The organism is Rhizobium nepotum 39/7 (genome assembly GCF_000949865.1).
Lineage (GTDB): Bacteria > Pseudomonadota > Alphaproteobacteria > Rhizobiales > Rhizobiaceae > Agrobacterium > Agrobacterium nepotum.
This window is the reverse complement of record NZ_JWJH01000002.1, coordinates 1-24,572: the sequence shown is the minus strand read 5'-3', so window position 1 is coordinate 24,572 and position 24,572 is coordinate 1. Positions and strand designations below refer to the sequence as shown.

Here is a 24,572-nt window from a genome sequence, read left to right as displayed (position 1 = left end):
AGGATCGATGAATATTGGTACAGCCGCCACCGCATCCGGTGTTTCCGCAAAGATGATCAGGCATTACGAGATGATCGGCCTGATCAAATCGGCAAGCCGCACGGAGTCCGGCTACAGGGTCTATACCGCCAACGATCTGGAAACGCTGCGTTTCATCCGGCGCGGTCGCGATCTCGGTTTTTCGATCGAAAAGATCAGGCAGCTCATGACCCTGTGGCGCGATCCGGGCGGTGCATCCTGCGATGTCAAGCGCATCGTCATGGAGCATGTCGTCGATCTCGAAGCGAAGATGCATACGCTGCGGGAGATGGCCGACACGCTTCGAAATCTTGCGACCTATTGCCCTGACAATGGCGAACCGGATTGCCCGATCATTCAGGATCTGGCCCAATCCGAAGATCCCGATTTTACCCCGGTGGCGATCCTGCCCAAGCGTTCCGGCATGCTGAAGGGCACGTCTGGTTCGGTGATGGAGCTACAGCGCCATATGAAATGAACAGCCGTTCCCCGTTTGGGGGCCGATAGTCGATTGCAGTTGAAACGCCGATTGCGGTGAAGGAAACCAGGCCATGTGGATACAGATATTACAGCGCTTCCTTATTCTATGCCTGATGCTGACGATCGTTTCCGTCATCGCGTTTCTTTTGCCCTATATGGCGGGCGGCGATCCGGCCCGCACCATTCTGTTTTCGCGCATGCGCGATACGGCGCTCGATCCGCATGCGGTTGAGGCTCTGCGATTAAGCCTCGGGCTCGACCGGCCGCTTTACGTGCAATATTTCGCGTGGTTGTCGGGCGCTCTGCGTGGCGATCTGGGATTTTCCTTCAGCAGCAGCCAGCCCGTGGCCGGTGAGCTTTTGCGCTCGCTCGGTGTGTCGGTGACATTGGCGCTGACGGCGCTGGCAATCGCGGTCGCCGTCGCCCTGCCGCTCGGCACATTGGCGGCGATGCGTCCGGGCGGTCGGCTCGACAATTTCGCGACGCTGATGATCCAGACCTTCGTTGCAACGCCGGAATACTGGTTCGCGCCGATGTCGGCGCTGGTCTTTGCGCTTTATCTCGGCTGGTTGCCGTCTGCGGGGTGGGATAGCTGGCGTTCCCTGGTGCTGCCCGCCCTGACGTTGACGCTGCGCCCGCTGGCCTATTTCACGCAGGTGACCCGCGCCGCCATGGCCGAGGTTCTGCGCGCGCCTTACATCACGGCGGCCCGCAGCCGTGGTCTCGGCATGCATAGCACGGTCATGCGGCACGGCGTCCGCAACGGTTCGCTTCCGATCGTCACATTCTTCGCATTGTGGCTCGCGGGCCTGCTTGGCGGATCGGTTGTCGTGGAAGTGATATTCGCCATCCCTGGCATGGGCCGGCTTCTCTACGACGCCGTGGTCAATCGGGATATCCCGATGCTGCAGGGCGGTTTCATTTGCATCGTGGCCTTGTCCATCCTGATCAATACCCTGGCCGACGGCTTCTATGTCCTGATCAATCCAGCAATGCGAGGTCAACATGACCACTAGCCTCTTCCCGAGCGCGTCGGTAGCCGCCTTGCCCATGGCTGTCACTCCCAAGCGCCCCTCGACACTCGACCGGTTCACGGACTTCATTCGCGGGCGGCATTGGACCTTTTACGTGGGATCGGCGATTTTTCTCGTCATCATTCTGCTGCTGGTGATCGCGCCGTGGATTTCGCCCTACAACCCGGCGCAGCAAAGCCTTCGCCTGCGGTTGAACCCGCCAAGCGCCGCCCACTGGCTGGGGACTGACCATCTCGGACGCGATGTCTTGAGCCGGTTGCTTATCGGCGGACGCTTCACGGTCACGATTGCCGCCATCACGGTCATTCTGTCGGTCGGCATCGGGACCTTCATCGGCATCATCAGCGGCCGCAGCCGTGGCGTGCTTGACGAATTCCTGATGCGCGTGGTGGACCTGCTGATTGCCATTCCCGATGTGGTCATCGCCATTTTCCTCGTCGCGATCTTCGGCCCGGGATACGGAACGCTGATCGCGTCGCTGACGATTGTCGGCTGGACACCTTTTGCGCGGCTGGCACGCGGGCTGACGCTTTCGATCAATTCCCGCGAATATATGCGCGCCGCCGAGGTGCTGGGGTGCACACGGCGCTTCATCATCTTCCGGCATGTCATTCCCAACACGATCTGGCCCATCGCGGCCGTCGCGTTCCTGCGCTTCGGCCACAAGCTGATCACTGTAGGCGGATTGTCGTTTCTCGGTCTCGGCGTGCAGCCGCCAGCCGCCGACTGGGCGCTGATGCTGGCTGATGCGCAGGCCTATGCCGAGCGGATGCCCGTTCTGGTTATTGCGCCTGGCCTGGCGATCTTCCTGGCGGCCCTGAGCGTGACATGGATCGGCCACGGACTGAACATGGATACCAAGAAATCGAACGGTCACTGACGCCAAAAGAGGCGACTGAACCCAAAGGAGAGTAATATCGTCTGAAGCCGCATGAAAATACGCAAATGCCTCCGATGCAATAATAATAAGGGGAACTCTTATGAATATCGAAGGACACACGCATGCCAATACGGCCATATCCCCGGAGCGGACACCGCTTCTGGAAATCGAGGACCTGCACGTTTCGGTGCCGGCTCCAAACGGCCGAAAGTTTGTCATCTCCGGCCTGACGCTTTCCGTCAATGCCGGGGAGGTCGTAGCACTTGTCGGCGAATCCGGGTCCGGCAAGAGCATGACGGCGCTGTCGCTGATGCGGCTGTTGCCGCAGGGCGCGGAAATCAACTCCGGCCGCATTTCCTTTGCCGGGCGCGACATTCTCGCCCTCTCATCCTCCGAGCTTGATGCGCTGCGCGGGGCAGATATCGGAATGCTGTTCCAGCAACCGCAGGCCATGCTCGATCCAACCAGCCGGGTGAGGACACAAGTTGCCGAGCCGCTGTGGGTCCACCGCAAGATGAGCCGGCATGCCGCGCTCGGCCGGGTGGTCGGACTGTTGTCCGACGTCGGAATTCCCGACCCGTCGGCACGGGCGCAATGCTTCGCGCATGAGCTTTCCGGCGGCATGGCGCAACGCGTCATGATCGCGGCGGCACTTTCCGGCAATCCGCAACTGCTGATCGCCGATGAACCGACGACGGCGCTCGATGTCACCGTCCAGGCACAGATATTGCGCCTGCTCGACGACGAACGCCGGAAGCGGCGGCTCGCCACGCTGCTCATCACCCACGATCTCTCGGTCGTCGCCGCTTTCGCTGATAGAATAGCCGTCATGTATGCCGGTCGCATCGTGGAGGAGGGGCCGACGAAGGCGATCCTCAAGTCACCGCAACATCCCTACACCAAGGCGCTGATCAGCTGCTCGCTTCTGACCACGGACAGCGAGGGACAGTTGCTGACAATCCCCGGCTCAAGCTCGCAGGCCCATGACATGTCCTGTGGCTGCCGGTTCCATCCGCGCTGCGCGCTTGCCAATTCGGCTGGCATGGGCGGTCGTTGCAAGGCGACGGAACCGGATTTGAACGCCTTGCCCGAAGGACGCAAGGCGCGGTGTTGGGCGGTCGGTGACGAACATGCCGGTAGCCATACCAGTCACGCGGTCTGCTAAGGGAGGATGGCGATGTTATCGATAGCGAAAACACAGATCCCGCCATCGGCGGACAGCAACAAGCCTCCGTATGTGGTCGCAAAGAACCTTTGCAAATATTATCCGGTATCGGGCCTTGGTCACCGGGTGGTGAAATCCGTCGACGATGTTTCCCTGACTATCGGCGAGGGGGAAGTGCTGGGCCTCGTCGGCGAATCCGGTTGCGGCAAAAGTACCGTCGCCGGACTGATAACGCGGCTGACCCACGCGACGAAAGGCGAGGTCAGCATCGGGGAACACGATATCCTGCACATGCAGGGCGAGACGCTCAGGCGCATGCGCCGGGTCGTGCAACTGGTGTTTCAGGATCCCTATTCCGCACTCGATCCGCGCATGCGCATCGGGCAGAGTATGGAAGCGCCTCTTGCCCAGCACGGCATCGGCACACGCGAAGAACGTATGGCGCGTGTGTTCAAGATGCTGGAAGAGGTCGGTCTCGACGCCTCCTATTACGATCGTTATCCAAGCCAGTGTTCCGGCGGGCAATTGCAACGCGTGGTCATAGGGCGCGCGCTTCTGCTCAATCCAAGCTTTCTTGTCTGCGATGAGCCGACATCGGCGCTCGATGCCTCCATGCGCACGCAGATCCTCAACCTCCTGATGGACATGAAGCGCCGTCACGGTTTGACGGTCCTGATGATTTCCCATGACCTGCGCGTGGTGCGTTATCTCTGCGATCGCATCGCGGTGATGTATCTCGGGCGGATCGTTGAAATCGCTGACCGCGAGGAGCTTTTCCGTGCGCCGAAGCATCCCTACACGAAGGCTCTCATTGCTTCGTCCATGCTTGATGAAACGGGACTATATGCGCCGGAAATGCTTCTGGATGGCGAGCTGCCCAGCCCCCTCAATCCTCCCGGCGGTTGCAAGTTCCACACGCGGTGCAAGCATGCGACGCAGATATGCGGTGAAACGGAACCGGCTCTTGAAGGCGTTACCGGAGAGCATTTCGCTCGGTGTCATCACTGGCGTGATTGGGGCTGAGAAACAACGCAGTTACAGTTTTGCTGTTCGATAAAAACAGATGAATTGTGCGTTTGCGAAGAAATATCGGAATTAAATTCCGAGTATAAAAGCGTAAAATGAATGATATTCGAACGGATGTTTGCAAAACATCCGGGTGGTATTCTTTTGTTTTCGATATTTGTTGGAGTTACTTAGTAAATATCGTGAAATGACCGACTTTTGAATGCTTTCATCAAAAACAAAAGGGGAATATATCAATGATAAAGCACACACTCTTGGCGACATGCGCCGTTGTGGTCTCTTTTGGGGCTTCCGCAGCGAAGGCCGATACGATTACCTATGACGATTATACCGGCGTCAAGACCGGCTGGCAGATGGCTTCCGACGATGCCTATCTCGGTTCGCGCGCGGGGTGTTTCGAAAGCCTGGTCCGCGTCGGTTATGACACGAAACTGGAGCCGGGCCTCGCCGAATCCTGGACACAGACCGAACCCAAGGTTTGGGAATTCAAGCTGCGCAAGGGCGTGAAGTTCCAGAACGGCGAGCCGCTCAATGCTGCGGCCGCAGTCAATGCACTCACCAATCTTCTGAAAGCACCCGTTCCGGCCCGTGCCTTTTCGCCCAAGCTGATCGCTGCTGTCGATGCTGGTGGCGACGATATCGTGAAGATCACGACCATCGAGCCATCGGTGCTGCTGCCGGCGCAAATGGCAAGCCCTGCGACGTCGATCCTCGCGCCATCCGCCTATAAGGATGGCAAGGTCGATCCGATCGGAACCTGCACCGGGCCATTCAAGATCACCAAGGTCGATGTCAACCAATATATGGAACTGACCGCCAACCATGACTATTGGAATGGTATGCCGAAGCTTGCGGGTGGCCGCGTGAACTTTATCCCGGATGCCGATACGCGCGCCACACAGATAAGAAGCGGTGAGGTACAGATTTCGCGCGTGATTCCGCCTTGGGCCATAAAAACCGTCGAGGCTACGAAGGGCGTCAAGGTCGCGCCGATTACAGTGCCCCGAATTACGGAGATGCTGCTCAATAATTCGAAGCCGTCACTCAAGGATATTAAGGTTCGGCAGGCGATCCGGGCCGCAATCGACACCGCCGGTATTGCCGACAGCATCTACGAAGGCGCGGTAAAGCCCGCAACGATGCCGTTCGCGCCGGGAGAACCGTGGGCGCCGCAAGACGTCAAACCCGCTTACGACGTAGAGCAGGCAAAAGCTCTGTTGAAAGAGGCGGGAATTGCTCCCGGCAGTCTGAAGCTGTCGCTTCTGGCCTACACCGAAAGAACCGAACTCAAGGATGTTGCCGCCGTTATCCAGGCTCAATTGCAGGAAATCGGCATAAAGGTTGATGTCCGTGTTGCCGATTACACTGCGATCGAGTCCGATCTCCTGTCCGGCAATTTCGACATGGCTCTTCTGTCACGCGGTTACGCCACCGATGTTGCCGAACCGATCGGCTTCCTCAATGCTGACTATACCTGTGGAGGCGGCTACAATATCTCCCATTATTGCAGTGCGGAGACCGACAAGCTGATCAAATCGGCCTATGCGGTGGCTGAGCCGGCCAAGCGTTACGCCATCTATGCCGAGGCGGCGAAGAGGATTTTCGATGAAGCCATCACCGTCTACCTCATCCACGAGACCGCTTTCGATGCCTATTCGGACAAGGTCGTGAACTTCAAGCCGCATCCGATCAACTACTTCATCATGACCAAGGATCTTGCGGTGAAGTAAGCCAGCAGGGCATTGCTGACGAGGTATGGCCCGGCTCGAAAGAGCCGGGTTTCGACTGTTGGTGAACCATCCCCCACACTCAGCGTCATCCTCGAGCCTGTCCCGAGGATCTATCCACATATCGGAAAATCAATAGGTAGCAGATGCCCGGGACAGGCCCGAGCATGACGAAGGATAGGTTTTGGACCTTGTCCGCCGTTGAGAAATACGAGTTCCAAAAACCTGGAAAACCTCCACCGTCATCCTTTATCAAAAAGGGAGAGGGCATCTGCCGTGTGGAGGAGGGACAAGGGACGAAACTCCGTGTCGTCCAAGAGCCGTCACGCGCGTTCGGCGTGAGGCGGGGCAGGCAAGGCGACCCGGCGGCGGCAGGAATGAGCGCGCCGCCGGTATCTCTTCGGATCAGGCGCGTGCTTCCGGCGTGTAGCCAGCGGCGGTGATGATCTCAGCAATACGTGCAGCATCGGAGACGCCGCCAACCACAACCGTGCGGCTTGCCGGATCGGCATGCACGGCGGCACCGGGAACGGTCTTTTCGATCGCGCCCTTGATCACACCGGCGCAGTGACCGCAGGTCATGTCTTCAACGTGGAAAGAAAGGTCGGCATCAACAGGTGCGGCAGCGGTTTCGGGGTGATGCTGGTGGGCGGTGCACATAGGCGGTTCTCCTTGGTTTGGAATTCGTAACAGGAGGAGCCTGGACTATTCCAACGTGGGAAGGTCAAGCGCTTTATTCAGGCAGGCTGAAAGAGCACGCCGGCTTTTTAGCTGCGCCAGAAAATCGGCATCAGCAGCACGAGAACTGTCAGGATTTCCAGACGTCCGAGCAGCATCATCACCGACAGGAGATAGAGCGCCGGGTCGCTGATCGTGGAAAAATTGCCGACAGGCCCGATGATCGGGCCGATGCCTGGGCCGACATTGGCGAGTGCCGTCGCGACACCCGAGGTGGCAGTCAGGAAATCATATCCCATCAGGCTCATGGCGAGGCTGCCGGCGATCCAGAGCGCGATGAAACAGCTGACGAACAGGAAAACGGTCCTGATCGTATCGGGATCGACCACCTGCTGGCCATAACGGACCGAATAAACCGCGTTCGGATAGATCAGCTTTTTCAGCCCGGCCCGAACGACATTGAACATGATCAGGAAACGATAGGCCTTGATGCCGCCCGCGGTCGAGCCGGAGCAGCCACCCATGAAAGTCGCGAAAAAGGCAACGATGATGACGAATGGCCCCCAGAGCGTATAGTCGTCGCTGGCAAAGCCACCCGTCGAGAGGATGGAAGTCATGTTGAAGAAGGAATGGCTGAGCGCGTCGTCCAGCGGCACACCGTTTCTAAGGTGGTGATAAACGCCGACCGCGATGGAAATCGCGCAGAGATAACCGAGGAAGACGGCAATCTGCGGATCGCGCAGCGTCTCCAACCTGCGGCGCACCGCAAGTAGAATCATGACCGAGAAGGGCAGGCTTCCGAAGATCAGGAAAATGGTGGCGATCCATAGCAGCGCCGTGTTGTTGAAATAGGCGAAGGATGCGTCATGGGTGGAAAACCCTCCGGTCGCGATCGTCGACATGGCGTGGTTCAAGGCGTCGAAATGCGACATTCCGGCAAAATCGAAAGCCACCGTGCAGGCCATGGTCATGATAATATAGATCGCCACGAAAGCGCGGGTGAAGCTGGCAAGCCGGGCGAAGGGCCGATCATTGCCCGTGTCGGATGATTCCATTCGAAAAAAGGTCATGCCGCCTACCCGCAACAGCGGAAGAATGAACAGGCCGAGCGCGACGATACCGATGCCGCCGAGCCAGCAAAGCAGCGAGCGCCACAGAAGTATGCCCTGCGGCGCGTTATCGAGGCCGGAAATCACGGTCGAACCCGTTGTCGTGATGGCGGACACGGATTCGAATATGGCCTGGCCGAGCGTCAGATCAAGTTCGGACAGATAAAGCGGCACTGCGCCGACAATCGAAAATACCAGCCAAAGCACGTTGACGAGCAGGAAACCGAAACGTTTGTTGAAGGACGCGATCGGTGCGCGGGTGGCGAGCGCGCAGGCAAGCGCGAAGCCGCCGCACATGAAGCCCGACAGCGCAAACACCATCCAGTCGTCATTGCCGTAATAAAGGTCAGTTAGCGCCGGCAGGAACATGGCCGTCGCCATGTACAGCCCGAAGATGGACGCCACATATATGACCGAGCGCATAAGGTTGCTGTTCAAGAAATGAAACCCAGGGTTCGTGGCTGCGCTGAAATGAGTCTTTGTCTCCGACGACTTCCTATGGCATAGCGGGTGCCATTATGAATTTCAATGGATTGACAATCGTGGACAAGCAGCTTGTGGAAGCAGCGCGGCGGGAAGTGCGGGAGATATTCCCGGAAACGCCGTTGCAGTTGAATGAACATCTCAGCCGTCGGTATGGCGCGTCGATTTGGCTGAAGCGTGAGGATCTGTCCCCGGTTCGTTCCTACAAGATTAGAGGCGCATTCAATTTTCTCCGCAAGGCGGTGGCCAAGGCCGGCAAGGGCAAGATTTTCGTCTGTGCTTCGGCCGGCAACCATGCGCAGGGTTTTGCCTTCGCCTGCCGCCATTTCGGCGTTCACGGCGTCGTTTTCATGCCGGTGACGACACCGCAGCAGAAGATCGACAAGACCCGCATCTTCGGCGGCGAATTCATCAGCATCCGTCTGGTGGGCGATATATTCGACCAGTGTTACGCCGCCGCGCGCAAATATGTGGAAGACAATGACGGCTATATGGTGCCGCCTTTCGACCATGAGGATATCGTCGAAGGTCAGGCAACGGTCGCCGCTGAAATCATGGACCAGCTTCCGGATGGCACCAAGCCGGAGATCGTCATCATGCCGGTTGGCGGTGGCGGGCTGTCGGCTGGCCTGACGGGTTTTCTGGCCGGCACCGTCCAGAAGGAAAATTTCGTATTCTGCGAACCGGAAGGTGCGCCGAGCTTGACAAGAAGCCTCGAACGCGGCGAGCCGGTGACGCTCACCAAGATCGACAATTTCGTCGATGGCGCCGCCGTCGCCCGCATCGGCGACCTGAACTTCAAGGCGTTAAAGGATTTTCCGGCTGAGCAGGTACTGCTCATTCCCGAAAACGCCATCTGCGTCACGATCATCGAGATGCTGAACCTCGAAGGCGTGGTGTTGGAACCGGCGGGTGCGCTATCGATCGCCGCGCTGGAGACGCTCGGCCGCGAGAAGCTGGAAGGCAAGACGGTCATCGTCGTTGTTTCCGGTGGCAATTTCGATTTCGAGCGTCTGCCGGACGTGAAGGAACGCGCCATGCGGCACACCGGCGTGAAGAAATACTTCATTCTGCGCCTGCCGCAGCGCCCCGGCGCGCTGCGCGATTTCCTCAACCTGCTCGGCCCGGACGACGATATCGCCCGCTTCGAGTACCTGAAGAAATCGGCCCGCAATTTCGGCTCGATCCTGATCGGCATCGAAACGAGCGCTACGGAAAACTTCGCAGGGCTTCTGGAGCGCTTCGAGGCTGCAGGTCTCGGTTATGAAGATATTACCGAAAACGACATCCTGTCGAACCTGATCATCTGATTGGGGTTAGAGCGACGGGGAAGGGCGGAACATATCCGCCCTTCGAAAGACGACATAGATTTGAGGGAGTGAAAACCATGGCATCGTTTTTTTCCAAAATCCTTTCGGCCTTCGGATCCGGCCAGTCTGCAGACGCGCCGCAGAAGGCAGCGCAGTCGGAACCGCATGCGCATGGAGAGTATCTGATCTATGCGACGCCACTGAAGGAAGGCGGCCAGTTCCGCCTGGCAGGCCGTATCGAGAAAAAGGATGGCGACGAAACGCTGGTGCACGAGTTCGTGCGCGCCGATGTCTTCACCAGCATGGACGACGCGGTGGAATTCACGATCCGCAAGGCAAAGCTGATCATCGACCAGAACGGCGCATCGCTTTTTCCGGGAAAATAATGATGTTTTCCTCCGCCGGCTCACCTTCTTAAGGTGAAGCGCCGCCGCCTATATGCGGCTTCGTACGGCAAAAAATAACGGCCGTGACATGGCACGGCCGTTACAGGATGTGGCTTGGCCGATACCGGCAATCCTGCCGGCATCGCCCCGCATCAAAATATGCGTCAGGCAGCCTGCGCCAGTTCGGCGACCTTGGCGCCGGCGGCGGCAACGGCCTTTTCAACGGCTTCCGGACCGAAAGCCAGGCCTTCAACGTAAATCACTTCCACATCCGTCATGCCCATGAAGCCGAGCACGGTCTTCAGATAGGGTACTGCGTGGTTCAGCGGAGCGGCCGGGCCTTCCGAATAGACGCCGGCGGCGGCCAGCACGATGTAGACCTTCTTACCCGTGGCAAGGCCGATCGGGCCGGTTTCGGTGTAGGTGAAGGTCTGGCCGGCGCGGGCGACGTTGTCGATCCACGATTTCAGGCCGGAATAGATGTTGAAGTTGATGAGGCCGGTGCCGATGACGACAGTGTCGGCGGCCAGAAGCTCGGCAACCAGCTTGTCGGAATATTCGGCGGCAATTGCTTCTACAGGCGTGCGCTGGTCGGCCGGCTTGCGGATCGCGGCGGTCTTGACGGTGTCGAGATGCGGGATCGGGTCAGCGGCGAGATCGCGATGAACAAGGGTGTTGGCAGCCGACTTGGCCTTCAGCTTGCTTGCGAGTTCACCGGAAAACTTGTTGGAAACCGATTCGTCGCCACGCGGGCTGGAGGTGATGAGCAGAATATTGGACATGGTCTTTTCCTTGCATAAGCGATGGATTGACGGGCGCTTGGGAGGGCGGAAGTGCATGATGCACCGCCTTTGCCCCTATATGAAAAATTGCAGCCATCAAGAAAACTGTGATAATATGGAAGTGACCTATCGATAAAGTGGATGGAACATGGACGCGAACCCGACACTCGACCAATTGCAGGTATTTTTGATGGTGGCCGAGACCGGCAGTTTCTCCGCCGCGTCACGGGCGCTCAATCGCGCCCAGTCGGTGGTCAGCTACACCATCGCCAATCTCGAGACGCAGCTTGAAGTCAGCCTGTTCGAGCGTAATGGCGTACGCCAGCCCCGGCTGACGGACGAGGGCCGTGCCATGCTGGAGGATGCAAGACGCATCGTTGCCGGTTTGCAGGAGATGCGTGCGCGCGCCAAGGGGCTGAAACAGGGGCTTGAGGCGGAGCTTTCCGTCGCCATCAGCACCATGGTCCCGGCGGAAGCCGTTGTTGCGGTGCTGCGGGATTTTCGCAAGGAATTCCCCACCGTCACCCTCAGCCTCAATGTCGGCGAGTTGGGCATGGTGATGGATATGGTGCTCTCCCGCAAGGCGGGCATCGGCATCGGTGGGGCGCTGTTGCGTCAGGACGATGAGCTTGTTGTTGAAAAGATCGGCCATTCCTTCATGCTGCCAGTCGTCGCTGCCGATCACCCACTGGCGCAGATCGAACGGCCGCTCGGGCTGGCCGATGTGCGCGAAGAGGTTCAGCTCGTGGTTACCGATGCGTCGGGACTGACCAAGGGGCGTGATTTCAATGTACTTTCCTACAAGACATGGCGGATCAGCGACATCGCTACGAAGTACCAGCTTATCAAGGGTGGTCTGGGTTGGGGTGGTCTGCCCGCATCGATCGTCCGCAACGATCTTGCCAATGGCAGCCTGAAAGCGCTCGATCTCGAGGCCTATGAGCAGGGCGAATACCCGCTCTTTGCGCTCCGCCGGGTCGATACACCCGCCGGTCCTGCCGGTCAGTGGCTCGCCGAGGCATTTCAGCAGCGCCTGTCGACGTGCCCGAAGCACAAGGATTTCGGCGAAATGCTGACCGCGAACAAGCAACGGAACATTGCTGTCGCCGCGGAGTGACATTGGCTGCCAGCGTGACAATTGTATATGGACCAGGAGAGTGCCGCTTGTTTCTTCTTCCCGCCGGGGAGAAGGTCGCGGCAGCGCATCGAACAAAAGCCGCCGCCGGAACTACCGTTGCTGCTGCGTATCGTAATCGGTCGTAATTGAATAAATGCCCTCCCGGCCAATGAAACGCCGGGAGGGCTTTAATCCTTAGAGCACTAGGCGGAACTTCGCGAAACCTTCCGCGCCGTCACCGGCATCCTCGATTTTCGCGCCCTTGATATCCGCCGCATAATGGCGACCCTTCGGGCCGGTCTCGAAGATCGCGGACGTATTGGCAACCGGAGCGAAGGACCAGTTGGCATCCGCCGATGGATTGATGGTGCCCTGATCGATGATATAGCGCACGATCACGTCGCGGTTGGTGTCCGGCGCCACGAAGATCACCTTGTCGGCGGCGATATCCGGGAATTTGCCGCCGCCGCTTGCCCGGTAATTGTTGGTCGCCACCACGAATTTCTGTTCGGGATCGATCGGCTTGCCATTAAATTGCAGGTCGACGATGCGGTTGCTGTCGGGATTGACCGCCTTGCCGTCCTTGTCGAATTTCGCCGGTTTGGAAACATCGATCTGGTAGGTGACACCGTCGATAACGTCGAAATTATAGGACGGGAAATCCGCGTTCAAGAGCGGTGCGTCCTTTGCACCGGCCTCGACCGTGTTGAACATGCCGGCCGACATTTCCAGCCAGTTCTTGACCTGCGCGCCGTTGATCAGCACCGCCTGCACCGTGTTGGGGTAGAGGTAAAGGTCGGCGACGTTCTTGATGGCGATGTCACCGGCGGGGACATCGGTATAATAATCCGCGCCGCCGCGACCGCCCGACTTGAAGGGCGCCGCTGCCGAAAGCACGGGCAGATCCTTGTATTGCCCTTCCTTCAGCATGTCCTTGATGTACCAGGTCTGGGCGTTGGAGACGATCTGCACGGAAGGATCGTCGGCCACCAGCGCGAAATAGGAATAGAGCGGGGCCGACGTCTTGCCGACCGGGCGGCGCACATAGGCGAGCGCCGCTTCGTGATCGGCCTTGGCGGCGGCGATGACCTCCGGCTTGTCCGTAAAGTCGGCGACGATCTTGCGATTGTCGTCGCGGTGGTAGATCGGCCGGGCCTCAGAGGTGAAGTCAATGATCTTCCAGCTCTTGCCGTCCTTTTCGAGCAGCAAATCGATCAGGCCCATATGCGAACCCCAGAAACCGGCCATCACGGCCGGCTTGCCCAGCAGCGTGCCCTTGACCGCATCCACGCCCTCGATGCCGTCCCATGTCTTCGGACCGGGGAACACCAGATGCTGGTGACCGGTGAAGATGGCGTCGATGCCCTCGACACCCGCCAGATAAAGCGAGGCGTTTTCCATGCGTTCGCTCTGGCCCTTGCCGTCGATGCCGGAATGGGAGAGCGCGATGATGATGTCTGCGCCTTCTTCCTTCATGACAGGCACCCAGGCTTTGGCCGCCTCGACGATATCGCGCGTCTGGGCCTTGCCTTCCAGGTTCTTGGAATCCCACATCATGATCTGCGGCGGCACGAAACCGATGACGCCGACCTTGACCGGGCTTGTCACGCCTGCGCCGTCACGGATCTGCTTTTCGAGGATGACATAGGGCTTGAAGAACAGATCGTCCTTCTTGGGATCGGAAGCCAGCTCACCTTTCGTGAGGTTGGCGCAGACGTAAGGGAAACCGGCGCCCGCCAGCGTGTTTGACATATAGTCGAGGCCGTAATTGAACTCGTGGTTGCCGAGCGTGCCGCAATCATAGCCCAGAACATTCATGGCATTGATGACTGGGTGCTTGTCGCCCGCCTTCATGCCGCGCTCATAGGCGATGTAGTCGCCAAGCGGGTTGCCCTGCAGGAAGTCGCCATTGTCCACCAGCATCGAGTTTCCGGCCTCAGCGCGGATGGTGCCGATGATCGAGGCGGTGCGCGCCAGACCCATCGTGTCGTTCGGTTTGTCGGCGTAATAATCATAGGGAAAGACGTGAACGTGGATATCAGTCGTTTCCATGATGCGCAGATGTGCCTGATTGGCCGCAGCGCGCGCGGCGAAAGGATGCAGCAGCACCAGCGCCGAGGAGGCCGCAATGCCGCCGAGAAGCGAACGGCGGGTGATGGGGTGGAGAGCGAGAAGCGACGACATGGGGACTCCTTCGTATGAAGCTTGCTCTGTCATGAAAAACGACAAGGTAGAAGCAATCGACGAGGAGTCCATCAACAAAATGACAAGCCAGTGACACCCCGGCCAGTTTTCAACCGTTTGATAAATTTTTTATCGCAAGGGCACATGGCGCACACCGGGAATGCGTCATGTCCGGTCTGCGCATCCCTGCTTCCGGACCGAATAGGTCAGCGGGCGAGCGTTGGCTTCACATCTTCGTGGAAGAAGCGGAAATAGGAGGAAAGCTGCGCCAGCGTATTGGTCGAGAGTTTGAGCTGCAGGCCGAGGCGGTTCTGATGCTGCCATTGCACGACGCCCTCGATGAAGCCCAGATCCTCGCTCTGCACCTTGACCCGGCTTCCCTTGGCGGCTGCGAAAGGTCCATCCAGTTCCAGCGCCATTCCGGTGGCGGACAGGTCCAGCACGCGGCCTCTGGTCGACTGGCTGAAATAGTGCACGGTCGCAAAGATCCTGGTTTTGCTGCGGGTTGCAGTGCGGGTCGCAATGTTAAGGTTGTTTGTCATTTTGCTACTCAAATCAATTGTTTCCGATGCCAGTATCATGGCGCAGAAAGTTTGAGAGCCGTTTAGCTGTTTCCTTAAAATTGCAAGTAATCGCGCGATTATGCTGTGTCTATACGGCACTGATAGCAATTGTTGCGGGCGGAGCGCACATGCACGTAAGCGACGTCTGTGCGTTGCAAGAGATGCTCCGCGCGTGAAACGATCTCGCCCGTCGCCGTCACCGCGCCGGTGCCGTAGACGATGCGGTCGTCAGCGCCATATCCGCGAACGATATAGTCCGGGCTGTCCAGCATCGGCGGAATGGCGTCCGTGTGCGGATAGCGCTTACAGGCCTCCGCATGAAGAAAGACCGGACCGGTTTCGGCATAGGGCTGGAGCGAGGGGAAGGGCCGGTAGGCGAGGATCAGCATACTTTCGCCTTCGCCGATCTGGGAAAGGCAATGGCGGCAGGGCATGCCGCCGGGAGAAACGGCTTTTTCCGGCGGGTTGCCATAGGCGTCGGCAGCTCCCGCCCGGAAGGCTGCGGCTTGCCCTTCCGGCATTGCGGTGAAAACGAGATCGGTCATTGCGGTCCCCTCTGGTTCGGATCGGCGTTGCTTCTTTGCAGCTATGACCCCGAAACAAGCCTCTATCCACCCGATTCTTGACGGGCGATGCAACCAGCCCATTGCATGACTCGTTAGCTTCGGGAATCAGTGGCGCTCCTCGATCCCGGAAGGTCTCAATTTATGTTCCGTCGTTTTCTGGCCGCCGTCCCGCTGGCTTTCGTTTCGTTGACGGTTCCGATTGACGCCCAGGCGCAGGTCGCCTCCGGTCTCGATGGCCTGTCCGACGATCAGCTCCAGCAGGCGGTCAATTTCGTCATCGGCAATGCGATCTTCTCGCTTTATCACGAGGGTGCGCGCATGCTGATCTCGGATTACGGAACGCCGGAGACCGGCAGTGCACAGGCCCCGGCGGACCAGCTGGCGGGCACGCTTATCCTTCAGGCCAACGAGGAATGGCTCGACACCGCGCTCGTCAACGCCACCGACAGCTGGTATCTCGCGCGCGAGGCGGAGGCCTTGCCCCAGCACGAAGCGCCGGTCTTTTCGGCACTCATTCCGGACAGAAACCGCGACCGCAATATGGCCTGCCTGATGGTCGGTCGCGACAAGGACGGTTACGGCGATCTTGCCGCCATGATGGGGCTGGCCAATGGCGAGTTTGCCAAATGCGGTGCCGCCTATCCGCATATAGCCGCCGCATGGGAGGATTTTCTGGTGCCTCACCGGACGCAGACGCAGTCCCGATTTACCGTGAGTTACATGCCGCCGCGCGACCCGGAGCTTGAGCCATACGCCATCATGGTCAAGGAATCGAAGGTCCTCGATCTTATCAGCCGCAGTTTCGGCGCTTATGGTCTGAAGGGTGACGTCAAACTGACGGCCAGATCCTGCGGGCGTCCCGATGTCTACTGGTCGGCTGAAAAACGCGAGATCACCTATTGCTACGAGCTGGGTAAATTCCAGGCTGAGTTGATTGCCGATCATCTCCTGAACAATGTCACGGAAGACAAGGGCGCTGCCGGCGGACAAATTCCGACGGCCGTCAATCTGGAAAGAGAAATCTGAGGCCGGTTGCCGGATGCATGGCAGCCTGTCCTCGTGAGAATGGGAGGATATTGCCATGCCGAAGGTTGTTGTTCGCAATTTCGCCATTTCGATTGATGGATATGGCGCCGGACCCGATCAGTCTCTTCAGAACCCGCTGGGCGTGAAGGGCGAAACGCTGCATCAATGGGTGTTCAAGACCCGCACCTTCCACCGCATGTTCGGCAAGGAGGGTGGCTCGACCGGCACGGATGAGCATTTTTCCGAAAAAAGCTTCGAGAATATCGGTGCGTGGATTCTGGGCCGCAACATGTTCGGGCCTATCCGCGGCGACTGGCCGGATGAAAACTGGAAGGGCTGGTGGGGCGAAGAACCACCCTATCACGTTCCGGTTTTCGTGCTGACGCATCACGAACGCCCCTCCTTTACCATGAAGGGCGGCACGGTCTTCCATTTCGTCACCACCGGCATCGAGGCCGCCCTCGACATGGCGCTGACGGCGGCAAATGGCAAGGATGTCCGGATCGGCGGCGGCGTTTCCACCATCCGGCAATATATGGCCGCAGGCATGATCGACGAGCTGCATCTGGCGCTTGCGCCGGTATTTCTCGGTAGGGGCGAAAATCTCCTCGAGGGGCTGGATTTGCCTGCCTTGGGTTACCGTTGCACAGCAACGGTAGCGGGTGAGGGCGCCACACACCTGACCATCGACAAGGCGTGAATGCTGCGCCGTTTATGGCATTCTCACTAACCGCGCAGCTATTTCTCGTGGTGACGCCTCCTCCATCCTTATTCGTGTGACAAGCGCAGGAATGAGGGAAGTGAGCCGATCGGGAACCGCAGACGCGGCACCCGACCGATAGTACTCAGTTACGCAGCGAGATTTCCAGAAGCTCGGTGTCGGATAGCGGCTCCACCCAGGCCTCATAGGTGCCAACCGGCGAAAAGCCCATCATCTGGTAGAGTTGCAGCGCGCGCGGATGGTCGAGCGTGTTGGTGGTCACCGTCACGCGTTTGGGATTGTCCTGCCAGGCGGCGTAGAGCGCCTGCAACAGGAACCACTTGCCGACGCCGGCACCGATCGCCTCTTCGAGAAGCCCGAAATAGGAAAGCTCGGTTACCTCGTCGCTCGCCTTGTTCAGCTCGAAGAAACCGGCCGGCGCACCGTTCATGTAAAGCACCGTGACGCTGTTCTTCGGGTCCTTGAGGACGGCGGACAGTTCCGCGTCACTCATGCGCATGCGTTTTTGCCAGTGCCAGCGTTTTCCAACCCGCCAGTACATGTAGCGATAGAAGTGCAGGGGAATATCGGTGACCCGCATCAGCGCCGTCTGGATGTTGACGGGGATCGGCAGGCTGACTTTCGGCGGCGTCGTCATTTCCAGCTGCGTGACATGCGCTTTCAAAGGCCCATGTGATACCACGGGAACCGGCTCGGCGGGGCCGGTGACGACAGGCGTATCTTCCAGTCCACCCCATTCCGACCAGGAGCCGTCATAGAGCGAATTGTCCTGATGGCCGAGGGATTCCAGTGCGAGCGTGATGACGGCGGCGGTGACGCCCGAGCCGCAGCTGGTGACGACCGGCTTGCCAAGATCGATGCCGGCGTCAGTCACCATCTTGCGGATGGCGGTAAGGTCCTTGAAATGACCGTTCTCGGAAAAGGCGGTGGCGGGCAGGCTGCGCGCGCCGGGCATGTGGCCCGACCGCATGCCGGCGCGCGGCTCGGCCTCGTCGCCAGTGAAACGCCCTGCGCCGCGGGCGTCGGCGATCTGCCTTTCACCGCTGTCAACGATGCCGCGCATGGTCGAAAGCGAGGTCACGCGCTTTTCGTTGAAATCCGGTGTGAAGGTCGCAGGCTCGATTTCCGGCGTGCCGGTTTCGAGCGGCCTGCCTTCGCGCTTCCAGCCGTCGAGACCGCCATCCAGAACATAGGCCTTGCGCACGCCCATCACCCGAAGCATCCACCACACGCGCGGTGCGGAAAAGAAACCGGGGCCGTCATAGACCACGATCGTGTCTGTCTCGCTGAGGCCAAGCTCGCCGGCCTGTTCCGCAAAGAATTCCGGGGAGGGCAGGGAATGCGGCAATCCGGTGGTATGATCGGCGATCTTGTCCTGATCGAAGAACACGGCGCCCGGCAGATGACCGGTCGCAAATTCTTCCGCGCCGTTGCGCTTATGCGCCGGCAGATACCACGAGGCATCAACGAGACGAAACCCGGCAGTGCCGAGCTGTGCTTCTACCCAGTCCGCCGAAACGACGAAACGGCTCTTATCCGTGCTCACGATGTCTCTCCTGATTTCAGGTAGCAGCTTCAGGCGCGCCGAAACGAATGCGGAACCGCCTGTTCTCCTTGCCCTTCTTTTCTATCTTGGCAATGTGAATATCGCCCACTTCCCGCGTTTCGGAAACATGGGTGCCGCCGCAGGGCTGGCTGTCGATGCTGGAATTTTCGCCGATGCAGACGAGGCTGACCCGGCCAAGGCCCATTGGCGGGCGCACATTCTTGGATTTGACGATGCCGGGATTGGCTGCAAGCTCCTCGTCGGTGATCCATTGCAGGAAGACGGGATGGTTGGCTTTCACCAGTTCCATCAGCTTCGCCGTCACGACGTCCTTGTCGATGGTCTCCGACATATCGAAATCGACGCGCGATTCGTCCTCACCGACGGCAGCACCCGTGATCGGCCACTGGCAGACGACGGACAACAGATGGCAGGCGGTGTGCATGCGCATCAGCTTGTAGCGGCGCGGCCAGTCCACATGCTGGGTCAGTTTTTCGCCGATCTCGGGGGAAGGCTGGCCTTCGAGCGGCACATGAATGATGACGCTCTTGTCCGCACCATGTCTGGTGACACCGAGTTCGATGCGCGAACCATCGGCCCGCTCGAGAAAACCGCTATCGCCCGGCTGGCCGCCTGATGTGGCGTAAAAGCAGGTCTGGTCCAGCTCTATGCCGCCATCCTCATGCACCGCCGTGACGATCGCTTCTGCGGTGGAAAGATAAAAATCGTCACGGAACAGGGCATTCACAGGCATTTCGGCATGTCCTCAAACGGTTTCGTACGGAACCGCAATCTCGCTCTTCGTCGCCAGCCATTGTGGAACCGGAAGCCCTTTGGAGCGCAGGAAATCCGGATTGAACAGCTTCGACTGATAACGATTGCCGTAGTCGCACAGTATCGTCACGATGGTATGCCCCGGACCAAGCTCGCGGGCAAGGCGGATTGCGCCAGCGATGTTGATGCCGGAGGAGCCGCCGAGGCAAAGTCCCTCTTTGGTGACCAGATCGAACAGTACCGGCAGGGCTTCCGCATCCGAAATGCGATAGGAGAAATCCGGCGCGAAGCCTTCCAGATTGGCGGTGATGCGCCCCTGGCCGATGCCTTCGGTAATGGAGGAGCCTTCGGATTTCAGGACGCCGTTCTTGTAAAACTCATAAAGGGCGGCCCCATCAGGGTCGGCGAGACCGATCTTGATATCAGGGTTGAAATCGCGCAGGCCGTCGGCCACGCCCGCAAGTGTTCCGCCGGAACCGACCGAGCATATGAAACCGTCGACCCTGCCGTCCGTCTGATCCCAGATTTCGGGTGCGGTCGTTTCGATATGGGCCTGACGGTTGGCGATATTGTCGAACTGGTTGGCCCAGACCGCACCGTTTTCGTCGGTCGCGGCAAGCTGTTTCGCCAGCCGTCCGGAAACCTTCACGTAGTTGTTCGGGTTGGAATAGGGGGCTGCCGGAACTTCGACCAGCTTTGCGCCGAGAAGTTTCAGCGCATCCTTCTTTTCCTGGCTCTGCGTCTCGGGAATGACGATGACCGTCTTGTAGCCGAGCGCATTGGCGACCAGCGACAGGCCGATGCCGGTATTGCCCGCCGTACCTTCCACGATGGTGCCGCCCGGCCGCAATTGTCCGCGCCGTTCGGCGTCGCGGATGATATAGAGCGCCGCGCGATCCTTCACCGACTGGCCGGGATTGAGGAACTCCGCCTTGCCGAGGATTTCACACCCCGTTGCTTCAGAGGCAGCTTTCAGACGGATGAGCGGCGTGTTGCCGATAGCACTGAGCGCAGAGGGATGAATGGTCATGATTGAGCCTTCTTGTCTGAGCGGAAATTAGGTGCCGTTATGTCCCGTTACAACCGCCTCAAGGCAAGAAATTATCTTCCCGGCTTCGGCTTCGCCACGCAAAATTTTGCCGATACCCAATTTTATGTGTGGTTCTTCACTGCGGCATAGGCGGCAAGCGCTCTTTCCCGTGCTTTGGCATGGTCGACGATCGGCCGGGGATAGGTTTCTCCAAGCTCGATGCCCGCCTTTCTCAGCACTTCCTCCGGCGCCTCGAACGGCTTGTGGATAAATTTGCGGTCGAGCTTTTCAAGTTCCGGCACGAAGCGGCGCACATAGTCGCCATAGGCATCGAATTTCTCGCCCTGAAGGATGGGGTTGAAAATGCGGAAAAACGGCGAGGCATCCGCGCCAGAACCCGCCACCCATTGCCAGTTGGCGGCGTTGGAGGCCGGATCGGCATCGACAAGCGTATCGCGGAACCATTTCTCACCCTTGCGCCAGTCGATCAGCAGATGTTTGATGAGGAAGGACGCCACTATCATCCGCACCCGGTTATGCATGGTGCCGTGTTGCCACAATTGCCGCATTCCGGCATCGACGATCGGATAACCCGTCATGCCGCGCGTCCAGGCGTCAAAGGATTTCTCGTCGTCCCGCCAGCCGAAGGCGTCGAAATCGTCGTTCCAGTTCTTCTCGTCCAGTTCGGGAAAATGAAACAGCAGATGGTAGCAGAATTCCCGCCAGACGAGTTCCTTGCGGAAACGGCTGATGTCGTTGGAAGCGATATGGCGGGAAAGGCCCTTCGTCGCGTGCCAGACGGCGGCGGGGGATATTTCACCCAGAGCCAGATGCGGCGCGAGAAGCGAGGTGGCGTCCTTTGCCGGAAAATCGCGGTCTTCCTCGTACCCTCCCAACGCGCCGTCGACAAAATCGGCGAGTTTTTCCCGCGCGCCAGTTTCGCCGGGCGTCCATATATCGCTGAAATCCCTGGCCCAGTCCGGCTTGCCCGGCAGAAGATTCCAATCGTCGAATTTCTCCGATTTCGGCCATGTCGGCGGCGCCTTCAGGCTCTTCGGCGCGTCCGCCGGCGCATGCGGCTCCTCGCCACCCTCCAGCGCCCGCCAGAAGGGCGTGTAGACCCGGTAGGGACCACCGGACTTTGTCTGCACCCGGGATGGTTCGTGCAGTAAATGTCCGGAAAAGCTGCGGACCGTCAGGCCGTCGTCTCGCAGCTTCTGTTTCAGCACCTTATCCGTCGCCATGCCGGCCGGTTCGTAGCGGCGGTTCCAGAACACCGCATCCGCGCCGGTTTCGGATATCAGATGTCGCAGCGTTTTTTCAGCGTCGCCGCTTGCAAGCACAAGACGGCTGCCGGTTTTTTCCAGCGCGGCGATGAGCGAGACAAGCGAATGGTGAAGCCACCATTGCTGCGCGCCGCCCAGCGGGCCGGAGGCTTTTTCCCGGATATAGAGTGGGATGACGGGACCGCCGTGCTCCACCGCTGCAAGAAGCGCGAGATTGTCCGAAAGGCGCAGATCCTTGCGGAACCAGACGATGACGGGCGAGGATTTTATCGGCATGAAGGGACCCGGTTCACTTCCACTTGAACGAGTGTTGAAACGCTTTGTTCCGCAAATCGGCTAGAATGAAAAGATGGGGCACATGGTTTCTCGAGGGTTATTTTTCTGGCCTTGAAACCGCTGGTGAAGGGAACCAACTGGAGGAGCCGGCGTTTGTCGCGGGTTAATAGAACATGGAAGTGCAATCAATGTTGCTGAATGACGTTAAGTGGGAGAAGCCCGTTACCATATCCCTGGAAAACGGCGCTCCCCGGATTTTCAACGGCGTTTACGAGGCCTTCGATTTTCTCCAGCACGAATGGCCGCAACGCGGCGGCAAGGAACATGAACAGGCGCTGCGCCTGTGCCGCGCCTCGCTTATGGGCGACGTGGCGGGCGAAATCGCCCGCGCGGCTTTCGTGACCGCAAGCCGGCAGGCGCAATGCCTGGTGGAGGAGGGAAACAAGGTCGAGGAGCAGGGTAAAATCGCATCCTGACCGGGTTTCTGCACTGATTATGTAGGAGGCTGCCCGTAAACCGCATCCCAAACGGGTTGTTTCGAACGCGGGATATGGCATCGTGCGCGCCGAAAGCGGACGGATAAGGCAATGACCAACCACTACGGCTATATTGTTTTTCCCACGGCCCTTGGCCATTGCGGCCTCGCATGGGCAGGGCGCGGTATCGTGCGTTTGCAATTGCCCAGTGCCGACGCCGGTGAGACCGAAAAGCTTCTCCAAAAGCGCCTGCCATCGGCCTCGATCGCGGTTCCAGAAACGCGCACCCGTGAGGTGATCGCGATGATTACCCGCTATTTCAGCGGCGAGGAGATCGATTTTACCCCCGTCGAACTCGATCTTGCCGGGCAGGAAAGGTTGTTTCTCGATGTTTACGCGGTTGCGCGGCAAATCGGCTGGGGCCACACCACGACCTATGGCGGCATTGTCAAAACGCTAGGCCTCGGCATGGAAAAAGCCCGCGATGTCGGTCAGGCCATGGCGAGAAATCCTGTGCCGCTGATCATTCCCTGCCATCGCGTGCTGGCGGCCGGCGGCCGGCTGGGCGGCTTTTCCGCGCCGGGCGGAACGAACACCAAATTACGCATGCTGGATCTCGAAAATGCCGGTCGTGCCCACGCGGATGATGCGCAGGGCAGCCTGTTTTGAAGCAATGACAGATCAGTCCGCATGAATAGCTGTCTGATTTCTGCCCTTATCTCGTCAAATTGTCGCTAAATTGTCATAATACACGGCGCCCTCTAACATAAGGGCGAGACGTTTGAGAGTATCCACGTTAATTCTATCCGTAGCCTTGTCTTTTACAGCCGTGGCGTCCGCTTCGGCGGGCATGTTGAACCAGGCTGAACGATACACCGGGCTGCATGAATCCAAAAACAACAAGAGCCTGAAGAATATTCTCGGGGCAAATCCCCGCAGCACGCCGTGGTGCGGCCTGTTCCTGCATGCCGTCGCCAGCAAGGCCGGCCGGCAGTCTCCCAAATCCTACGGATTTGCGAAATCCTGGTCCTCCTTCGGTTATGCCGTTCCCCTCGGTGCGGCCAAGCCGGGTGATGTCGTCGTTGTTCGCAACGGTCGCGGTTATCACGTCGGGATTCTAAAGAGCATGAGCGGCAAGACCGCGCAAATCCTCGGCGGCAATCAGTCCGGTCGGGTGCAGGTGTCGAACTTCAACCGCAAGACCATCGTTTCCGTCCGTCGCTGACGACCGGACAGGGACTGCAATCCTTATAAAGGCGGGCTACGGCCCGCCTTATGCGTTTTAGGGGACTTATGGTTGTTCCCTGACGCCGGGCGCGGCCTCGCGCTGGTCGTCGTCCTCAAGGTCAGTGGCGACGATGAAGGCGTCCTCATGCTGCCGCGCCGCCTGCCGGCGTGCACGCAAGTTGATGGATTCATCCGGATAAATCTCGCCTTCCTTGGATTTAAGCTCGCTGTCGGTTTCGAAATGCGGCACGTCCTCGTCTCTGATATCGAGAGGTTCGTTTTTCTTCTGTTTCGGATCGCTCATGGATCGTCCTCCTGCGGGTTCCTGCCGGGCAAACGATCTGGCGGAGAGGACGGTTCCCTATTTCTGCGGAAATGCGCATTCCTTACGTGGAAGGCGGAACAATCTCCGGGCTTTTCTGTTTTTCCCTCGGCACAATTAAAACCGGCGCAACGAAAGAGGGAGGTCCGCTATGAACCATGATCGCGAAGCTGCAATCCGTGAAAAAGCGCGTGCAATATGGGAGAGGGAAGGAAGGCCGGAAGGGCACCACGAGCGACACTGGACGGAGGCTGAACGGGAGGTCTCAGCAGCTGCGGAAATCGTCAAGACCAGAGGCGGAAACGGCGCGACGAAACCCGCCGCCGCAAAGGCCCCGACGAAAAAAGCCAGGTCACCGGCGGTAAAATCACTTCAGAAAG

The 24,572-nt window shown here is 59.0% G+C and carries 26 protein-coding genes; 15 read left to right on the top strand and 11 right to left on the bottom strand.

All coding sequences use genetic code 11. The features are described 5' to 3' along the window. The first annotated feature begins 7 nt into the window (after window positions 1-7). The 6 genes from cueR to RS75_RS01700 all read left to right on the top strand — a co-directional run bounded on the left by cueR (window position 8) and on the right by RS75_RS01700 (window position 6,333). Window positions 8-496 carry a Cu(I)-responsive transcriptional regulator gene (gene cueR, locus RS75_RS01725; RefSeq protein WP_045016754.1) on the top strand — a complete coding sequence of 163 codons (489 nt, stop codon included), beginning with the start codon at window positions 8-10 and terminating at the stop codon, window positions 494-496. 73 nt (window positions 497-569) lie between these two features. Next, window positions 570-1,514: an ABC transporter permease gene (locus RS75_RS01720; RefSeq protein WP_045016752.1), complete on the top strand. Its 945-nt coding sequence runs from the start codon at window positions 570-572 to the stop codon at window positions 1,512-1,514. Further along, window positions 1,504-2,412, top strand: a complete 909-nt coding sequence (locus RS75_RS01715) for an ABC transporter permease (protein ID WP_045016751.1) — start codon at window positions 1,504-1,506, stop codon at window positions 2,410-2,412. Before RS75_RS01720 ends, RS75_RS01715 begins: the two co-directional genes overlap by 11 nt. Window positions 2,413-2,512: 100 nt before the next feature. Next, window positions 2,513-3,577: an ABC transporter ATP-binding protein gene (locus RS75_RS01710; RefSeq protein WP_045016749.1), complete on the top strand. Its 1,065-nt coding sequence runs from the start codon at window positions 2,513-2,515 to the stop codon at window positions 3,575-3,577. A 12-nt stretch (window positions 3,578-3,589) separates the two neighbouring features. Next, a complete protein-coding gene (locus tag RS75_RS01705; protein WP_045016746.1) occupies window positions 3,590-4,600 on the top strand; it encodes an ABC transporter ATP-binding protein in 1,011 nt (336 codons plus the stop codon). A 239-nt stretch (window positions 4,601-4,839) separates the two neighbouring features. Further along, a complete protein-coding gene (locus tag RS75_RS01700; RefSeq protein WP_045016744.1) occupies window positions 4,840-6,333 on the top strand; it encodes an ABC transporter substrate-binding protein in 1,494 nt (497 codons plus the stop codon). Between the two features lie 402 nt (window positions 6,334-6,735). Here the strand turns inward: RS75_RS01700 and RS75_RS01695 are convergent, their stop codons facing one another. Next, a complete protein-coding gene (locus tag RS75_RS01695) occupies window positions 6,736-6,990 on the bottom strand; it encodes a heavy-metal-associated domain-containing protein (RefSeq protein ID WP_003496638.1) in 255 nt (84 codons plus the stop codon). 107 nt (window positions 6,991-7,097) lie between these two features. Continuing rightward, a complete protein-coding gene (locus tag RS75_RS01690) occupies window positions 7,098-8,555 on the bottom strand; it encodes a TrkH family potassium uptake protein (protein WP_045016742.1) in 1,458 nt (485 codons plus the stop codon). Window positions 8,556-8,635: 80 nt separating this feature from the next. Between RS75_RS01690 and ilvA the strand changes: the two genes are divergently transcribed. Together ilvA and RS75_RS01680 are read left to right on the top strand one after the other, a co-directional pair. Next, the gene (ilvA, locus tag RS75_RS01685) at window positions 8,636-9,910 is read left to right on the top strand and encodes a threonine ammonia-lyase (protein ID WP_084686371.1); all 1,275 of its coding nucleotides are present in this window, start codon (window positions 8,636-8,638) and stop codon (window positions 9,908-9,910) included. A gap of 77 nt (window positions 9,911-9,987) precedes the next feature. Beyond that, window positions 9,988-10,296, top strand: coding sequence for an HlyU family transcriptional regulator (locus RS75_RS01680; protein ID WP_045016740.1), 309 nt, complete (start codon window positions 9,988-9,990; stop codon window positions 10,294-10,296). Window positions 10,297-10,460: 164 nt separating this feature from the next. Here RS75_RS01680 and RS75_RS01675 read toward each other — a convergent pair whose 3' ends face one another. Then, entirely contained in the window at window positions 10,461-11,078 is a 618-nt protein-coding gene (locus tag RS75_RS01675; RefSeq protein WP_045016737.1) for an FMN-dependent NADH-azoreductase, read from the bottom strand. Window positions 11,079-11,226: 148 nt separating this feature from the next. Here RS75_RS01675 and RS75_RS01670 point away from each other — a divergent pair, with 148 nt between their 5' ends. Further along, window positions 11,227-12,195, top strand: coding sequence for a LysR family transcriptional regulator (locus RS75_RS01670; protein ID WP_045016735.1), 969 nt, complete (start codon window positions 11,227-11,229; stop codon window positions 12,193-12,195). 195 nt (window positions 12,196-12,390) lie between these two features. Here the strand turns inward: RS75_RS01670 and RS75_RS01665 are convergent, their stop codons facing one another. The 3 genes from RS75_RS01665 to RS75_RS01655 all read right to left on the bottom strand — a co-directional run bounded on the left by RS75_RS01665 (window position 12,391) and on the right by RS75_RS01655 (window position 15,487). After that, window positions 12,391-14,379, bottom strand: coding sequence for a bifunctional 2',3'-cyclic-nucleotide 2'-phosphodiesterase/3'-nucleotidase (locus RS75_RS01665; protein ID WP_045016734.1), 1,989 nt, complete (start codon window positions 14,377-14,379; stop codon window positions 12,391-12,393). Between the two features lie 206 nt (window positions 14,380-14,585). After that, window positions 14,586-14,921 carry a PilZ domain-containing protein gene (locus RS75_RS01660; RefSeq protein WP_045016733.1) on the bottom strand — a complete coding sequence of 112 codons (336 nt, stop codon included), beginning with the start codon at window positions 14,919-14,921 and terminating at the stop codon, window positions 14,586-14,588. A 98-nt stretch (window positions 14,922-15,019) separates the two neighbouring features. Continuing rightward, window positions 15,020-15,487 carry a DUF1203 domain-containing protein gene (locus RS75_RS01655; protein WP_045016731.1) on the bottom strand — a complete coding sequence of 156 codons (468 nt, stop codon included), beginning with the start codon at window positions 15,485-15,487 and terminating at the stop codon, window positions 15,020-15,022. A 162-nt stretch (window positions 15,488-15,649) separates the two neighbouring features. Between RS75_RS01655 and RS75_RS01650 the strand changes: the two genes are divergently transcribed. Beyond that, on the top strand, window positions 15,650-16,534 hold the full coding sequence (locus tag RS75_RS01650; protein WP_045016729.1) for a DUF4344 domain-containing metallopeptidase: 885 nt from the start codon (window positions 15,650-15,652) through the stop codon (window positions 16,532-16,534). A 55-nt stretch (window positions 16,535-16,589) separates the two neighbouring features. Beyond that, entirely contained in the window at window positions 16,590-17,234 is a 645-nt protein-coding gene (locus RS75_RS01645; protein WP_045016727.1) for a dihydrofolate reductase family protein, read from the top strand. A 145-nt stretch (window positions 17,235-17,379) separates the two neighbouring features. Here RS75_RS01645 and sseA read toward each other — a convergent pair whose 3' ends face one another. From sseA to RS75_RS01625, 4 genes are all read right to left on the bottom strand, one after another. Continuing rightward, the gene (gene sseA / locus RS75_RS01640; protein WP_045016725.1) at window positions 17,380-18,801 is read right to left on the bottom strand and encodes a 3-mercaptopyruvate sulfurtransferase; all 1,422 of its coding nucleotides are present in this window, start codon (window positions 18,799-18,801) and stop codon (window positions 17,380-17,382) included. Between the two features lie 16 nt (window positions 18,802-18,817). Next, window positions 18,818-19,555, bottom strand: coding sequence for an alanyl-tRNA editing protein (locus tag RS75_RS01635; protein ID WP_045016723.1), 738 nt, complete (start codon window positions 19,553-19,555; stop codon window positions 18,818-18,820). Window positions 19,556-19,567: 12 nt separating this feature from the next. Continuing rightward, a complete protein-coding gene (locus tag RS75_RS01630) occupies window positions 19,568-20,605 on the bottom strand; it encodes a cysteine synthase A (protein ID WP_045016721.1) in 1,038 nt (345 codons plus the stop codon). A 122-nt stretch (window positions 20,606-20,727) separates the two neighbouring features. Further along, on the bottom strand, window positions 20,728-22,167 hold the full coding sequence (locus RS75_RS01625) for a cryptochrome/photolyase family protein (RefSeq protein WP_045016719.1): 1,440 nt from the start codon (window positions 22,165-22,167) through the stop codon (window positions 20,728-20,730). A gap of 188 nt (window positions 22,168-22,355) precedes the next feature. On the opposite strand from RS75_RS01625, the gene RS75_RS01620 reads away from it, so the two are divergent. From RS75_RS01620 to RS75_RS01610, 3 genes are all read left to right on the top strand, one after another. Then, the gene (locus tag RS75_RS01620; RefSeq protein WP_045017279.1) at window positions 22,356-22,643 is read left to right on the top strand and encodes a DUF982 domain-containing protein; all 288 of its coding nucleotides are present in this window, start codon (window positions 22,356-22,358) and stop codon (window positions 22,641-22,643) included. A gap of 111 nt (window positions 22,644-22,754) precedes the next feature. Next, on the top strand, window positions 22,755-23,312 hold the full coding sequence (locus RS75_RS01615) for a methylated-DNA--[protein]-cysteine S-methyltransferase (RefSeq protein WP_045016717.1): 558 nt from the start codon (window positions 22,755-22,757) through the stop codon (window positions 23,310-23,312). Between the two features lie 112 nt (window positions 23,313-23,424). Further along, a complete protein-coding gene (locus tag RS75_RS01610) occupies window positions 23,425-23,868 on the top strand; it encodes a TIGR02594 family protein (protein ID WP_084686338.1) in 444 nt (147 codons plus the stop codon). Between the two features lie 66 nt (window positions 23,869-23,934). Here RS75_RS01610 and RS75_RS01605 read toward each other — a convergent pair whose 3' ends face one another. Beyond that, window positions 23,935-24,174 carry a hypothetical protein gene (locus RS75_RS01605; RefSeq protein WP_045016712.1) on the bottom strand — a complete coding sequence of 80 codons (240 nt, stop codon included), beginning with the start codon at window positions 24,172-24,174 and terminating at the stop codon, window positions 23,935-23,937. A gap of 169 nt (window positions 24,175-24,343) precedes the next feature. Here RS75_RS01605 and RS75_RS01600 point away from each other — a divergent pair. Continuing rightward, window positions 24,344-24,572, top strand: a 229-nt coding sequence (locus RS75_RS01600; RefSeq protein WP_045016711.1) for a DUF2934 domain-containing protein, incomplete at its 3' end; no start/stop codon positions are given.